Source organism: Gemmatimonadota bacterium, from assembly GCA_022560615.1.
Lineage (GTDB): Bacteria > Gemmatimonadota > Gemmatimonadetes > Longimicrobiales > Gaopeijiaceae > UBA1138.
Genome location: JADFSR010000037.1, coordinates 1 through 13,865, shown reverse-complemented (window position 1 = coordinate 13,865; position 13,865 = coordinate 1). Strand labels below are relative to the sequence as shown.

General features: G+C 65.8%; 15 protein-coding genes. 1 reads left to right on the top strand and 14 read right to left on the bottom strand.

Annotated elements, in window-relative coordinates; all coding sequences use genetic code 11:
- Nucleotides 1–66: 66 nt before the first annotated feature.
- From IIB36_16380 to radC, 7 genes are all read right to left on the bottom strand, one after another.
- Nucleotides 67–1,446 (bottom strand): PD40 domain-containing protein, encoded by a 1,380-nt coding sequence (locus tag IIB36_16380; GenBank protein MCH7533314.1) that lies wholly within the window; start codon nucleotides 1,444–1,446, stop codon nucleotides 67–69.
- A complete protein-coding gene (locus IIB36_16375; GenBank protein ID MCH7533313.1) occupies nucleotides 1,443–2,207 on the bottom strand; it encodes a TonB C-terminal domain-containing protein in 765 nt (254 codons plus the stop codon). The genes IIB36_16380 and IIB36_16375 overlap by 4 nt, the downstream gene beginning before the upstream one ends.
- 6 nt (nucleotides 2,208–2,213) lie before the next feature.
- The gene (locus IIB36_16370; GenBank protein MCH7533312.1) at nucleotides 2,214–2,645 is read right to left on the bottom strand and encodes a biopolymer transporter ExbD; all 432 of its coding nucleotides are present in this window, start codon (nucleotides 2,643–2,645) and stop codon (nucleotides 2,214–2,216) included.
- A gap of 37 nt (nucleotides 2,646–2,682) precedes the next feature.
- Entirely contained in the window at nucleotides 2,683–3,405 is a 723-nt protein-coding gene (locus IIB36_16365) for a MotA/TolQ/ExbB proton channel family protein (GenBank protein MCH7533311.1), read from the bottom strand.
- Entirely contained in the window at nucleotides 3,402–4,373 is a 972-nt protein-coding gene (locus IIB36_16360; GenBank protein MCH7533310.1) for an NAD-dependent epimerase/dehydratase family protein, read from the bottom strand. Before IIB36_16360 ends, IIB36_16365 begins: the two co-directional genes overlap by 4 nt.
- Before the next feature lie 121 nt (nucleotides 4,374–4,494).
- Nucleotides 4,495–5,511 (bottom strand): LysM peptidoglycan-binding domain-containing protein, encoded by a 1,017-nt coding sequence (locus IIB36_16355; GenBank protein ID MCH7533309.1) that lies wholly within the window; start codon nucleotides 5,509–5,511, stop codon nucleotides 4,495–4,497.
- A 135-nt stretch (nucleotides 5,512–5,646) separates the two neighbouring features.
- On the bottom strand, nucleotides 5,647–6,351 hold the full coding sequence (gene radC / locus IIB36_16350) for a DNA repair protein RadC (protein ID MCH7533308.1): 705 nt from the start codon (nucleotides 6,349–6,351) through the stop codon (nucleotides 5,647–5,649).
- Between the two features lie 212 nt (nucleotides 6,352–6,563).
- Between radC and IIB36_16345 the strand changes: the two genes are divergently transcribed.
- Entirely contained in the window at nucleotides 6,564–8,285 is a 1,722-nt protein-coding gene (locus tag IIB36_16345) for an IS1634 family transposase (protein ID MCH7533307.1), read from the top strand.
- A 263-nt stretch (nucleotides 8,286–8,548) separates the two neighbouring features.
- On the opposite strand, the gene rimI is transcribed toward IIB36_16345, so the two are convergent.
- The 7 genes from rimI to IIB36_16310 form a co-directional block, all read right to left on the bottom strand.
- On the bottom strand, nucleotides 8,549–9,013 hold the full coding sequence (gene rimI, locus IIB36_16340; protein MCH7533306.1) for a ribosomal protein S18-alanine N-acetyltransferase: 465 nt from the start codon (nucleotides 9,011–9,013) through the stop codon (nucleotides 8,549–8,551).
- Nucleotides 9,001–9,711 (bottom strand): tRNA (adenosine(37)-N6)-threonylcarbamoyltransferase complex dimerization subunit type 1 TsaB, encoded by a 711-nt coding sequence (gene tsaB / locus IIB36_16335; protein MCH7533305.1) that lies wholly within the window; start codon nucleotides 9,709–9,711, stop codon nucleotides 9,001–9,003. Before tsaB ends, rimI begins: the two co-directional genes overlap by 13 nt.
- Nucleotides 9,708–10,172, bottom strand: coding sequence for a tRNA (adenosine(37)-N6)-threonylcarbamoyltransferase complex ATPase subunit type 1 TsaE (gene tsaE, locus IIB36_16330; protein ID MCH7533304.1), 465 nt, complete (start codon nucleotides 10,170–10,172; stop codon nucleotides 9,708–9,710). The genes tsaB and tsaE overlap by 4 nt, the downstream gene beginning before the upstream one ends.
- Nucleotides 10,173–10,441: 269 nt before the next feature.
- The gene (locus IIB36_16325) at nucleotides 10,442–11,434 is read right to left on the bottom strand and encodes an SDR family oxidoreductase (GenBank protein MCH7533303.1); all 993 of its coding nucleotides are present in this window, start codon (nucleotides 11,432–11,434) and stop codon (nucleotides 10,442–10,444) included.
- 46 nt (nucleotides 11,435–11,480) lie between these two features.
- Nucleotides 11,481–12,104, bottom strand: coding sequence for a nicotinate-nucleotide adenylyltransferase (locus IIB36_16320; GenBank protein ID MCH7533302.1), 624 nt, complete (start codon nucleotides 12,102–12,104; stop codon nucleotides 11,481–11,483).
- Nucleotides 12,088–12,837 (bottom strand): outer membrane protein assembly factor BamD, encoded by a 750-nt coding sequence (gene bamD / locus IIB36_16315; protein ID MCH7533301.1) that lies wholly within the window; start codon nucleotides 12,835–12,837, stop codon nucleotides 12,088–12,090. Before bamD ends, IIB36_16320 begins: the two co-directional genes overlap by 17 nt.
- Before the next feature lie 531 nt (nucleotides 12,838–13,368).
- Nucleotides 13,369–13,836, bottom strand: a complete 468-nt coding sequence (locus IIB36_16310; GenBank protein ID MCH7533300.1) for a hypothetical protein — start codon at nucleotides 13,834–13,836, stop codon at nucleotides 13,369–13,371.
- Nucleotides 13,837–13,865: the final 29 nt, after the last annotated feature.

Sequence of the window (13,865 nt, the reverse complement as noted above, 5' to 3'; positions counted from 1 at the left end):
CAACGTTCGCGGCGCACTTTCGCTCGCGGTTTCGGTCGTGTGATGGGTACGCACGCCGATCCGCGCTCAGCCAACCGGTGGGAGCGCGGGAGACCAATCCGGGAGCCCGATGCGTCGCCCGGCCAGGATCGGCCGGAGTCGACCCGTCGCGATGTCCACGACGAACAGTCCGAAGCCCCACCGCCGCTCACCCGCAAATACCAGATGCCGGGCGTCCGGGGCCCAACTCGGATCCTCGTTGTTCCCCTCCCATGTGAGTTGACGCAGCCGCCTACCGTCGGTCTCCATATCCGCAACGAGGATGTGGTATGTGCCGCGCCGGATCGCACCGTGGAACGCCACCAGATTCCCGTCAGGGGACCAGTCGGGCGACGTGTAGTAGCCCCGGCCGCCGTACTCGTAGGGGGACAGCGTTTCCGCCTCGCCGCCCCCAGAGGGCATCACCATGATCTGGGGAATGCGGGTCCCGAAACGGTCGGTCTGGAAGGCTAACCAATCGCCGTCCGCCGAGTACGTGGGCGAGATGTCGTACCACTGCCCACCCGAGAGATACGAGAGGCAGCAGTCCCGCTCCACGTTGTACGTGAAGATCCCGCTGCGACCGCTGCCCAAGACCGAAAACGCCAGCGTCGAGCCATCGGGGCTGTACGCCGGCGTGATGTAGTCTCCTGCGCCCCGCACCTCGGGCAGCATCCGCTCCTCGCCGGTCGCCAGGTTGCGCTCGTAGATGCGAGGGAAGCCGGTCACCTTGTACGACACGTAGGCGATCTTCGAGCCATCGGGTGACCAGGCCGGGGACAACGTGATGTCTCGGAAGTTCGTCACCCGGTGGAGATTCTCGCCGTCTGCGTCGATGACATAAATGTCGGTGTTGTTGTCGCTGTCCGTCATCGTGAAGGCGATGCGGCTCGCCGCCATGCCTGGATCGCCCGTCGCCCAGAGCACCGCCTCGTCGGAAGCCCGATGCACCGCCATGCGGAAATCGTCGTCCGCCGGGTCCGGGATCCGGAAGCGGCCCCGCTCGACGGTGCGACGGTACACGACGTCGTGCAGCTCCAGGATCAAGACGTAGCCTTCCCCGGCGCCTTCGACTTGACCGGTCACCAGCCAAACCGCCCCAAGACGGTCCCACAGCGAGTAGTCGACGACGTCGCCTACGAGCCCGGCGGGCAGCGAGTCCATGACCTGGAAGCGGTCGGAGTTGCGCAGATCCCGCCCAATGATGGCTTCGACCTGCGAAGAGAGCCCCGCACCGCCGAAGCGCCCCGTGAACGGCTGGATCGCGAGCGCCGGCTGAGTATCGTTCTCGTAGACGAGGCCCAGGCTCACGCCCGGAATGGACTCCCGCTCCTGCGCGCTTGCCGCCGAAGCGCCTAAGGTGAGCACGCCCACCAGCAACAGCACGGCGCCCCCGGTCACACCTCCCCGCACGTTCATGAGTCTCACTGGCTCGTCACCTCGCTCGGGCGGCCGTACCGGGGAACTACCCCGAGCGGCTCGCCACCTGGCTTGAAGTCGAATTGAACCGGAAGTCGGTCCCACTGAAAGTCTTCGGGCAGCGGCCCGAAGCGCCCGTTGCCCGCGCACTCGATGGCACCCATCGCTCTGAAGTCGAAGTCGAAGCTACCGGAACGCGCCACGAACTCGACACCGGAGACCGACCCGTCCCGCTCGATGTAGAAAAACACGGTGGTCGCCCAGTCGCGGCCGTCACGCGGCGGACGAAAGCAGTTGTTGATCTGCCGGATGATGCCGCGGTAGTACACCGGATAGTCTCGGCGCAGACCTTCCATGCGCACGTTGATGTCCTCACCCGACTCCTCGGCGTCCTCGCTTGGGACTTCCGGCGAAGTGGCAGTGGTCTCCTCTTCTTCCGCCAGCTCTTCGACCGGCGTCGACTCGGGCTCCGGTGGGTCGGGGGGCGGATCGTCTTCCTCCTCCACCGGCACGACGTCCTCCTCAGGCTCGGGCTCTGGGTCGGGTGGCGTGGGGTCGGGGCGCTCGACGACCATCTCCTCCGTCGCCGGCTGGGTCACCTCGGCTTGAACAGACGGCGGAGGCGAGACCAGCACGATCTCGTACGTGATGAACTCCATCGGTTCACTCCGCCCGAGACCGCTCAGCCAGAAAACGAGGACGATGCTCGCGTGCACGCCGAACGAAGCCGCCATGCTCCTCTTGTCGAACGGGTCCGGGCGACGTGCCATGCTTCGTCAGTTCCCGGTGTAGGGCTCGCCGACCAAGGACCAGCCGACCCCGCTGTTGGCGGTTGTCGCGATCGCGCGCAGCACCGGGCCGAACGGCGCGAGCGAATCCACCCGGAGGTAGACGCGCTCGATGGTACCGGCGCTCAGCAACTGGGCTAGCCCGGACACGAGTTGCTCGATCGTGACCACGCTCTCCTCCATATAGATCGTACCGTCCGCAATCACCGTAATAAAGAAGGGCCGATCCTGGGACGTCAGCGGCTGCACGTCCGCCTTCGGAACCGATACCTCGATACCGCCCTGCATGATCGGCATCGTGATCATGAAGATCACGAGCAGTGTGAATGCCACGTCGACCAGGCTGGTGACGTTGATCTCCGCGTTGACCGGAAGGTCCGACCGGCTTCCGCGCGCCCGTCGGCGGGTTCCCAGGCTCACGGCGCCACCGGGTCGGCTCCGGCGGGCGCAACACCCACTAGATCAGACCCTCCCGCGCCAGCGTGCCGATGAACTCGCTCGAGAAGCCCTCTAGCTCCCCGCTCACCAGGTTCAGCTGTGCCACGAAATGGTTGTAGGCGATCACCGCGGGAATCGCGACCGCGAGGCCGGCGACCGTCGTGATGAGCGCCTCGGCGACGCCAGGTGCGACGGCCATGATGTTGCTCGAGCCGGCCGACGTGATGCCCAGGAAGGCGTTCATGATGCCGATGACGGTGCCCATGAGCCCCAGGAGCGGGGCGACCGACCCGATGGTCGCGAGCCAGCCGAGCCCGTGCGCGAGCTCGTCTCGCTCTTCTGCTTCCTCTTTCTCCAGCACGAGCCTCAGCGCCTCGAGCTGAGTCAGCGAGAGGCCCTCGGTAGGTGTCGCGCCCTCGCGGAGCGCGCCGGGGCGCAGCTCGCTGAAGAAGTTCACGCCCTGGCGGAAGACCCGGCCGTACGGAGACTCCGGCAGCGAAAGAATCGCCTTGTACGCGTCATCGAGCCGCTGAGCGCGCTCCATGTACTCGAGGAAGCGGTCGCCCTGCAGACGGACCTCTCGGAACTGCTTCCACTTGTGGAAGATCAGCCACCATGTGAAGAGTGACGCCGCCACGAGGATGAGCAAGACGATCCGGGTCGGGAGCGTGCCACCGACCACCATGTCGAGGATACTCGTGGGCGGACGCGCCTGGAACAGCAATAGAGACGCCAGGGTCATGCGGGGCCTCCCCCCCTCAGATCTCGGATGAACGTGTAGGTCTCTTGCAAGCCCTGTTCCAACGAATACGCCGGAGCCCATCCTCGGGCCCTCAGTTTGTCCGCGTTCAACGTGCTGTGCAGGAGCTCCCCCGGACGCTCAGCCTCGTGCTTCCGCCCCGGCTGCACCGACGCGACCGACTCGAGTACGTCCGCGAGGCTGTTGACGCTCGTACCGACCCCCGTCCCGACGTTGAAAGCCCGATCGTCGAGATCGCCCGAATCGGGCAACTCGAGGTCCGAGACCAGCATGTTGGCAGATACGACGTCTCGCACAAAGACGTAGTCCCTCGTCTGCTCGCCATCTCCAAAGACCGTGAGCGCAGCCCCGTCGAGCAACCGTGTCGAGAAGATCGCTACTACACCCGCCTCACCATGCGGATCCTGGCGCGGGCCGAACACGTTCGAGTACCGAAGCGCGACGTAGTCCAGGCCCCGGACGCACCTGTAGTAGTTGAGGTAGAACTCGCCTGTGAGCTTGGTGACGCCGTAGGGCGAGAGCGGACCCTTAGGCGCCGTTTCGGGCGTCGGAATCAACTCCGGTTCGCCGTATACCACGCCGCCGCTGCTCACGAACACGAAGCGCCGAGTGCCCACCTCGATCGCCGCCTCGGTGAGGTTGAGCAAGCCGTGCACGTTGATCGCGGCGTCCTTCGCAGGATCGGTCACGGACACGCGCACGTCGATCTGGGCCGCGTGGTGATTCACCAGATCGAAGCGGACCTCGCGGAAGAGATCGCGGACCTCGTCCGCCGATCGGATGTCCATCTCGACCAAGTGGGCTGCATCTGGAACGTTGTCCCGCCGGCCCGAGGAAAGGTTGTCCACGATCCAGACCTCGTCGCCTGCCGCCAGATACGCATCCGCGATGTGACTGCCGATGAAACCGGCGCCTCCGGTCACCAACACTCTCCGTTTCGGTTCTGTCATCGCTGTCTCATCGAAGAAAGTCCCCACCGGACGGGACCGGCGGGGACTCTTGGGTTGCGTAGCAGCCCGTGGTAGAAGTACAGGAAGGAGGCGAGGGCTCGGAGTCTCCTCGCGTCACCAATCAGCGCATCTTCTTGGTGAGGCGCACTACGACCCCCTGCTCGAAGACCGCATCCCGCATTGTGATGACACGGGCCGCAGAGGTCTCGTCAGCCAGTCCGACTACCTGGAGCACTCCCTCCACTGCGTCGGTATCGGAAGCGTTGTAGAGGGTGAACTCGTCACCGAGCACGATCCCGTCGTCGGTGCCGAGGTCGAGGAAGGCGACGTGCCCGATGTCCTGCAGCGAAGCCCCAGTCGCGAAGCCCATCACCATCGCTGCGTTTCCCCCGCTCACGGGATCGGCATACTCCCCGACGGACAGATCGTACGCCGGCATCGGTCCGACGAAGTGACCTGGCAGGATACGGCCATACTCTTTGATGATCACGCCGATGACGCCACCATCGACCACCGAGGACACCGTCATTACCCCCGTCGGCTGAACCACGCGGCCCACGTCCTCGATCGTGCGGTCAACCTTGAAGATCTGCAGCCGCTCACCGACCCGTGCAGGGACGTCCATCGCGACGCGGACGCGCTCGTAGGAGCGCACCGTGACGCCGCGGTTGGTGCCGCCTGCCGAACCCTCGAGCACTCCAGTGTGCGGCGGGTCACCTTCGAGGTGGGTGAGCCACGGAGCGGAGAAGACGAAGTCGCGCGGCACCGCCAGGTAGTCGATGCTCCCTGCCCTCACCACGCCACCGCGAACGACCGACCTGTCTTGAACGAAGATCGTCGGAACGTCCGCGGGGTCCACGGGATCCGGCGACGCTACGACGACGTCCGTGACCTCCGTCGTAGGCTCCGTACCGGGGATGACGAGCACCTGACCCGGTAGAATCAGGTTCGGGTCGGCGATGTCCGCCCGATTGGCCTCCCAAATACGGCGCCAGTCGAAGGGGTCTCCATAGTATTGCTGCGCGAGGTCCCACAGCGTGTCGCCGTCGACGACGCTATGGTTCCCCTGCGCCTGCTGGGCGAGGGCAATTCCTGGCAGAATCAGAATGGAGAGTATGATCGCGGCCGAGCGAACCATGCGGGCTCCTTCGGCAAGTAGGACGGGGCTTTTCGCCCCATGAACACTGGCGGAAGATACCTTTCCTCCCCGCTCGAGGTCAACGCGTTTTTTCAAATTGACTTCATATGTTTCCCCGAAACGCTTATGGGAGCGCTAACCATCTTCTCGCTCCATCAGTGACCGGTAGCCCCCTCTCCCTACCACCACGTGATCAAGTACGGGAATCCCGAGCACGCGCCCCGCGTCGACGAGCTGGCGGGTCACTGCGCGGTCTTCCGCGGACGGCGTCGGGTCGCCGGACGGGTGATTGTGCACGAGAATAAGCGCCGCCGCTCCCTCCCCCACCGCGGGTCTGAAGACCTCGCGCGGGTGGATGAGCGACGCGTCCAGGATGCCGCGCGTCACGAAAACCTCGCGTAGGACCCGGTGCCGGGCGTTCAGGAGCAGCGTGTGGAACTCCTCCTGCGGCAGATCGTGCAGGCGCGGGCCCATGCGGCGAAAGACGTCGGCCGGGCCCCGGATGCGGTCGGAGTCGCTCTGTGTCTGCGTCGCGGCGCGTCGTCCCAGTTCGAGCGCCGCAACGATGCGGGCCGCGGTCGCGCGCCCCACGCCCGGCATGTGCTCCAGCTCTGAGACGTCGAGCGCGGCGAGGCGCTGGAGGGACCCCGCCATGTCACGGGAGATGGCGTGTGCGATGTCGACCGCGGACCTGCCGGACGTTCCGCTGCCTACCAGGATCGCGAGCAGCTCGGATACGGTCAGGCCGCGCGGTCCGAGGGATCGCAGGCGTTCGCGCGGCCGGTCGAAGTCGCAGCGGGGCGCGGCGGGGGCCGGAAGCTCTGGAGGAGAGGAAGTCACGGAGCACGGTCGCTCCACTCGGTGGGCGGCGGGATAGCACGATGGGACCCAACCTCGCGCTAGCCGGAAGTTACCCGGCCCAGGCTAGGGTTCCAGCGCTGTAAGTCCCAGCGAGAAGCACAGTTAGCGGCAGTAAGTCTTGTCTAATTTGTAGACATGTAAGCGATGCTTCTTGTCTTGACACGCCATGTGTATATCATATATTAGTGGTCATGTACATCGACGTCGTGCCCAACCGCAACTCGCCGCCCGCCGTCTTACTGCGCGAGTCCTACCGCGTCGGCGACCAGGTCAAGAAGCGAACCTTGGCCAATCTCTCCGCACTGCCCCCTGAGGCCATCGAGGCGATCCGTGCCACGCTCAAGGGACAAACGCTGGTCCCTGCCTCAGAAGCCTTCCAGATCCTACGGGCCCAGCCCCACGGACACGTGGCGGCCGTGCTGGGCACGATGCGCAAGCTCGGGCTACCCCAGCTGCTGTCCAGCCGCCCACACCCCAAACGGGATCTGGCGTTGGCCATGATCTGTGCCCGCGTGATCGAGCCATGCTCGAAGCTCGCCACCGCCCGCCAGCTCGGAGGCGACACGGCGACGAACTCGCTGGGCGAGGCTCTGGGGGTCGAGGACGCGGACGCCGATGATCTGTACGAGGCGCTGGACTGGTTGGTGCGAGGCCAGAAGCGGATCGAGGGGAAGCTGGCCCGTCGTCACCTGGAGGAGGGTCAGCTGATCCTGTGGGACGTGACGACGGTACCGTTCGAGAGTCGGACGTGTCCGCTGGCGGTCTACGGGCGGCCGAAGCGGGGCAAGAGTGAGCGCCAGCTGCTCTTCGGACTGCTCACGACACCGGAGGGTCTGCCGGTGGCTGTCGAGGTGTTCGCGGGCAACACGGGCGATCCAGCGACGGTGAGCACGGTGCTCGAGCGCGTGCAGGAGCGTTGGGGTCTCGAGCGTATGGTCGTGGTCGGAGACCGGGGCATGCTCACCAGCGCGCGGATCGAGGAGGAGCTCAGGCCGCGGGGGCTGGACTGGATCACTTCGCTGCGGGCCCCCACGATCCGCAAGCTCGCGGCGGAGGGCCCGCTTCAGCTCTCGCTGTTCGACGATCAGGATCTGGCGGAGATCACGTCGCCGGACTTCCCCGGTGAGCGACTCATCGCTTGCTACAACCCGCTGCTGGCACAGGACCGGGCACGCACGCGCGAGGAGCTCCTGCGTGTCACGGAGGAGAAGCTCGAGGTGGTGGTCGAGGCCACACGGCGCGAGAAGAGAGCGCTCAGGGGCAAGGACAAGATCGGGGTCCGGGTGGGCAGGATCCTGGGCCGCTCGAAGATGGGCAAGCACTTCCGCTACGAGATCACCGAGCACGCCTTTACTTTCGAGCGTGACGACGAGTCCGTTGCCCAGGAGGCGGCACTGGACGGGATCTACGTGCTACGCACCAGCGTCTCAGCCGAGGAACTCGGAAGCGAGGCCGTCGTCGAGGCCTACAAGCGCCTATCTCGCGTCGAACAGGCCTTCCGCATCTCGAAGGACTTCGCGCTCGAGGTCGGGCCGATCCGCCACCGACGTGTAGACCGGGTCCGGGCCCACGTGTTCCTCTGCATGCTCGCGCTCTACGTGCGGCTGCACATGGAGCGCGACCTCGCTCCGATCCTCTTCACCGACCACGATACCGCAGCGGCCAAGGCACGCAAAACCTCCGTCGTGGAGCCGGCCGCTCGCTCCCAGGCCGCCGAGGAGAAGGTGCGGCGCAAGCGCACCGAGGACGGCCTTCCCGTCCAGAGCTTTCGCTCGCTCATGAAGAGCCTCGCGACGCTGACCAAGAACACCGTGCGCATGGGCAACACCCACGTCGAGTTCGAGCAGTATGCTCAGCCCACGCCACTCCAGACGCGCGCCTTCGAGCTCCTCGACATCTCATACCGCCTCTAGAGAGACAACACTGTTCCCAGTACGCTGTACCTCGCCATAAGCCCAAAACCCTGTAACCGCAACAAGGTTCTGCCACTCCCGGACGGGGAACTTCCGGCTAGCGACCCGCGGCCGCGAGACATGCTGCTCGCAGCGGCGTCGGATCGGCGTGAATGAAGCCTCGAACCAGCCCCCCCGACGAACGATGACGAAGGACCCTAATCCGAGGCCCCCCTACCGATCCCCAGAGCGGAGAGCGGCGCGTCTCGCGGCCACGGGCCGACCTACAGCAACACTCTCATCACCAGCGCATCCTCTTTCGGCTCGCCGTAGTAGTTCTTGCGCACACCGACCCGCGAGAATCCGAACCGCTCGTAGAGTTCCACAGCCCGCGTGTTCGACGCACGTACCTCGAGATAAATCGTCTCTACTTTGCGGTCTCGGGCGATCTGGAGAATGCGCTCCAGCAGCCTCGACGCGTACCCCTGCCCTCGGTAGTCGGACCGGACGGCGATGTTGGCGAGCTCGGCCTGGTCGAGGATGCACCAGAGAACCGCGTACGCGAGAATGCCGGCGACGGGGTGCTCTATCACCCACAGCTCGGAGCCGGGGCGCCCGATGAGGCTCAGGAACGTGTCGGCTTGCCAAGGCGTCGTGAATGCCCGGCTCTCGATGCCGAGCACGGTCTCGACGTCTTCCGGCTCCATCGGGCGGATGAGGACATCAGGACCGGCGTCTACCCGCTCCATGCCTTGTCCGGTTGCCATTCACGGATGTAGCGCGGCTCCCAGAGTGCCAGTGCCGCGACCGGAGATGCGTCGGGATGCAACGCCAGATATCGAAAGAGGCCGTCCGCCGACGGATGGACCACGGGCCCCGTGGCCACCGGGAAACCGGCGCTCTCGATCGCGTGTCGATGTCGGTCCGCTCCCTCGCCGAGGAAGACAGCCCCAGGCGGCACCGCGTTGGCGAGCACTTTTCGTAGGGCGGCACCGTGGGGCGGGATGATCGTCTCGACCCCGATGCCGCCAATCCCGTAGCAGGCCCCGTACACACGGTCGCTACGCGCATCGAAGAGCACGTAGCGGATGCCGCTGCCCTCCACCGAGAGAGCGGCCGCTACGAGACTCGAAATCGCCCAGATGGGGCAGTCCAGTGCGTGCGCCAGCCCCTTCGCGGTCGCGGCAGCGACTCGTACACCGGTGAACGAACCGGGGCCTTCACCGACGACGACGCCACTCAACTCGCCACGATCGATGCCCGCTTCTTCCAGCACGTCAGCAATCGTGGGAACGAGCCTGGAAGCGTGCTCACCGCGATCGCCCAGCGTCGCGCGCGCCAATACGTCTGTGCCCTGCGCCACCGCTACCGAGCCGATGAAGCCCGAGGTGTCGAATCCGACATACAAACTCTCCGGGTCTAGGGTGGCGCCGGCTTCGCCGCTCACAGTCCCGCCACCGACATCGGGAAACCCGGGAGATCGGGGGGCGCACCGACCCGGCGCACCGCGATGTCTCGAAGCTCGGACTTGCCCGGCGTGACGGAGAGCTCGATGAGCCAATGGTCCGCGGGCATCAGTGAGTCGGCACGCTCCGGCCACTCGACGATCACGATCTCTTGGTCGGCACCGAGGCCCTGCCAGCCCAACTCCCACAACTCGTCCGGGGCAGCCACACGGTACAGATCGAAGTGCACGACCTCCCTGCCGAGTCGTGCGGGATATCGGAAGAGAAGGTTGAACGAGGGAGACGGCATCGCTGCGCGCACGCCGGCGCCCTTCCCGATCGCACGGGCGAGCACGGACTTTCCCGCTCCGAGCTCGCCCTGGAGGCCCAGCACTACCGGCGTCTCGACGGTCTCGCCGATTCTCTCGCCCCAACGGGCGAGGCTCGCCTCGTCCAGGCGCATGCGGCCTACCTCCTAGAAGGGTGATCGGAGAGGGGGGTGGGCCGCCACCCGTGCTGTCGCACGGGTCCCCGGGTGGCACGGCCCCAGAGGGCACCCGCGCGTTGCGCGGGTCGCGGAGCGGTGAAGGCGTAGCCGTAGCGGGCACCGCCGCCGAAGGCGGTGGTCCGAGACGCTCCAACGACGGAGGTGGGGCCGTGCCACCGCAACCCACACACTCGTCTGTTCATTTCATCCTGGTGCTAGGCACACCCCCCTCTCCGATCACCCTTCTACGCCTCGGCTTGTCCGGAACCGACCATCGCGGCACTCCCCTGGCTCCGTAGCCAATCGGCCGTAAGTCGGATTCCCTCGCGCAAGGAGACCTTCACTCCATACCCCAAGCGATCGGAGATCTTCGTCAGGTCCGCGAGCGAGTCCCGCACGTCTCCGGCGCGAGCCGGACCGTACCGCGCCTCGAGCTCGATGCCGAGCGCTGCCTGAATCGCCTGCCACAGGTCCGTCACGCTGATGCGTTCCCCACAGCCCACGTTGAAGACCTCGCCGCTCACGCCCTCGGCCGGCGCGGTGCACGCGCGCAGGTTCGCATCGACAACGTTGTCGATGTACGTGAAGTCGCGCGTCTGACCACCGTCCCCGTTGATCGTCGGTGCGTGTCTGCCGAGCGCGGCGTTGATGAAGAGAGGGATCACGGCGGAGTACACGGAGTTCGGGTCCTGTCGGGGCCCGAAAACGTTGAAGTAGCGGAGTACCGCGGTCTCGAGCCCGAACAGGTGCGGGAACAGCTGCACGTAGTGTTCCCCCGCGAGCTTCGCCACCGCGTAAGGGGAGCGAGGCATCGACGCCATCCCCTCGCGCTTGGGCAGCGTCGGCGTGTCGCCATAGGCCGATGACGATCCCGCGTAGACGAGTCGTCGGACCCCGGCGTCGTTGGCCGCGACGAGCATGTTGAGCGTGCCGGTCGCGCTGACGTCATGCGTCGCCGTCGGGTCGGCGACGGAACGCGCCACGGAGGGCAGAGCCGCTTGGTGCAGGACGTAGTCGACGCCCACGCACGCCGCCGCGCACGCCGCCGGATCTGTGATGGACTGCTCGTGCAAGTCGATGCGATCCATGAACGGCGCAAGGTTCTCACGACTCCCCGTGGAAAAGTCGTCGATGACGCGAACGGCCGCGCCCTCGGAGAGGAAGCGTTCGACCAGGTGCGAGCCGATGAAACCAGCCCCGCCGGTCACGAGGACGGCACGGTCTGAGAATTCGCTCATACGCAGGTGTTGAAGACAGATTTGCACGTGCGCGGAATCTAATTGATCAGCGGCGGTAGAGTCCCTCGCGCTCGATGATCGTCGCAACTGCTGGCGGGACGAGATCCGCCGCGTCGTGCCCAGCGGCCACGTGGTCCCGGACCTGGGTGGACGAGATGTCGATCCGCTCGACCGGAACGAAGTCCGCAGCGTCAGCGCCCGCAACGTCCGGTATGGTGTCCGCCGCGCGCGCTCCCTCCCGATCCACGACCGCAAGGCGGGCGAGCTCGAGGATCTGCTCTGGTTCTCGCCAGCCGCCGAGCGCATCGTATTCGTCCGCACCGACGATGAAGTACAGCGTGGCGTGCGGGAATCTGCGACGCAGCGCGCGCAGCGTGTCGACCGTGTACGACCGACCCACTCGCTCCGTCTCGGCCTCGCTCACCTCGAAGCGCGCATCGGCGGCGGCGGCGGCGAATACCATCTCGAGGCGAAGCGACGCAGGGGTAATGTCCTGCTGCGACTTGTGTGGTGGCTCACCCGCCGGAATCCAAAGCAGGCGATGCAACTGGAGAGCGTCCGCGACGTCCTTCGCTACCGCGACGTGACCGTTGTGGGGAGGATCGAACGTGCCCCCGAAGAGGCCGAGGCGGAGCGGAACTACGCCGGGCGCGTCAGGACCCCGACCCATTCGTCCGCAGAGCCGCGGCCTCTGGAGACTCCGGATACCGGTCGAGCAGGCGTTGTTTTGCGGCCTCGGCCTCGTCCTCGTATCCGATGGCCACGTTCGCGTAATAGATTCCCGCAAGCGACTTGGGTGCGAAATCAGTCTCGGCGTAAAGGTTGGCCACAAATTCGTAGTACTTGATCGCCGCGTCGTACAGCTTGCGACGGAAGTAGAAGTCGGCGGTCAGGTATTCCTTCTCCGCCAGCTTCAGCCGCATCCTGTTCGCGAGCTCGGCGGCCTCGAGCGCCTGAGGAGTCCCTTGGTAGTCGAGCAATACGTTGCGGCAGACAACGATGGCGTCGCGCGTGAAAACCTGATCGCGCGGCATGTCTGGCGACAGCGCCGTGAGCGACCGGCAGACGCCCAACGCGGCGATCACCGCGTCCGCGTGCCCGCCGTACCGGTCGAGGAATCGCACGTATTCGGAGCGGGCCGTAAGGTAGTCGCGGTCGCCGTAATGGGCGTGCGCAAGCAACATGCGGGCGTCCGGCAAGCGCTCCCAGTCCGCATAGGAGAGCAGTAGCCGATCCACTGCCTCAGCGGCGTTTCCGAAGTCGTTCTCCGAGTATTCCTCCGTCGCCAGCCGAAACAGGGCTTCGGCGTCCATGCCCTGATACCTATTGCCCGGGCCGCCGCACGCCGCGGCAGCGAGCAAAGTCACAGCAAGGAGAAAGAATCGTCGTTTATGAGAACGCATCGGGCTGGATACACTGGACGCGGCAACGTGGTTGCTCCATGAAACGAGGCCGGCTAGGCGAGCACGGCATAGCACAAAAGATAACGCCTCGAGGGCGTCCTGAAGCACATCAGGCTGACTAGAAGGGTGATCGGAAAGGGGGGCGAGCCGCCACCCGTGCTGTCGCACGGGTCCCCGAGTGCCACGGCCCCAGAGGGCACCCGCGCATTGCGCGGGTCGCGGAGGGGCGAAGGTGTAGCCGTAGCGGGCACCGCCGCCGAAGGCGGTGGTCCGAGGCGCTCCAAAGACGGAGATGGGACCGTGCCACCGCAACCCACCGGCTTGTAAGGTATTGTCACGTTCTGTGTTGGGCACGTGGCGACCAACGCTTCGCGTCGGTGCCCGCGCGGTTGATCCTTCGTTTCTCCTCGTCGCCGTAGCAGAGCTACGACTCCTCGTCCTTCCTTGCCTGAACGCGCGCAAGCACGGGGCACCCAAGCCGTATGGCGTGGGTCGCGCGGCCCACCCCCCTTTCCGATCACCCTTCTAGGGTCAGCGACAGCGCCCGTCGCGCAGCTGTTCCAAGCCACGCCCGAACCGGATCTGGTCGAACGCGTGCTGGGCGCGCACCACGAGCGACCCTGCCTGGTCGGCGTAGCGGACCCGGGCATACGCATCCATGGAGAGCTCACACTCCCCCATCTCGGCCAAAATCTCGCCCTTCTCAAACCAGGCCTGACCCTGAATGTTGCGTGGTTCACCGACTTCCACCGCGCGATCGATGAAGATGAGAGCCCGCTCCAGCTCTTCTTCTTCCAGCACCGAGCGCCCGCGTAGCTCGCGCGCCAGATTGAAAGCACACGTTCCGATGTACCAATCGACCTCGCCGCGCTCCCCCGGCCGCACCATCTCCCGGAACCGCTCGAAGTAGATCAGTGCATGACGGCAATCACGGATCTCCTCGTACGCCAGTCCCACTTCGAAGACGATCTCCGGAACGGAATCGGTTGCCTCGGCCACCGCGTTCTCGTAGAACGGCAAGGCCCTGC

Bases quoted from the DNA above. Each gene is read 5' to 3' on its own strand.
- IIB36_16375 (MCH7533313.1), bottom strand. From the start codon at position 2,207: ATGGCACGTCGCCCGGACCCGTTCGACAAGAGGAGCATGGCGGCTTCG.
- IIB36_16365 (MCH7533311.1), bottom strand. From the start codon at position 3,405: ATGACCCTGGCGTCTCTATTGCTGTTCCAGGCGCGTCCGCCCACGAGT.
- IIB36_16360 (MCH7533310.1), bottom strand. From the start codon at position 4,373: ATGACAGAACCGAAACGGAGAGTGTTGGTGACCGGAGGCGCCGGTTTC.
- IIB36_16355 (MCH7533309.1), bottom strand. From the start codon at position 5,511: ATGGTTCGCTCGGCCGCGATCATACTCTCCATTCTGATTCTGCCAGGA.
- IIB36_16345 (MCH7533307.1), top strand. From the start codon at position 6,564: ATGTACATCGACGTCGTGCCCAACCGCAACTCGCCGCCCGCCGTCTTA.
- rimI (MCH7533306.1), bottom strand. From the start codon at position 9,013: ATGGAGCGGGTAGACGCCGGTCCTGATGTCCTCATCCGCCCGATGGAG.
- tsaE (MCH7533304.1), bottom strand. From the start codon at position 10,172: ATGCGCCTGGACGAGGCGAGCCTCGCCCGTTGGGGCGAGAGAATCGGC.
- IIB36_16325 (MCH7533303.1), bottom strand. From the start codon at position 11,434: ATGAGCGAATTCTCAGACCGTGCCGTCCTCGTGACCGGCGGGGCTGGT.
- IIB36_16320 (MCH7533302.1), bottom strand. From the start codon at position 12,104: ATGGGTCGGGGTCCTGACGCGCCCGGCGTAGTTCCGCTCCGCCTCGGC.
- bamD (MCH7533301.1), bottom strand. From the start codon at position 12,837: ATGCGTTCTCATAAACGACGATTCTTTCTCCTTGCTGTGACTTTGCTC.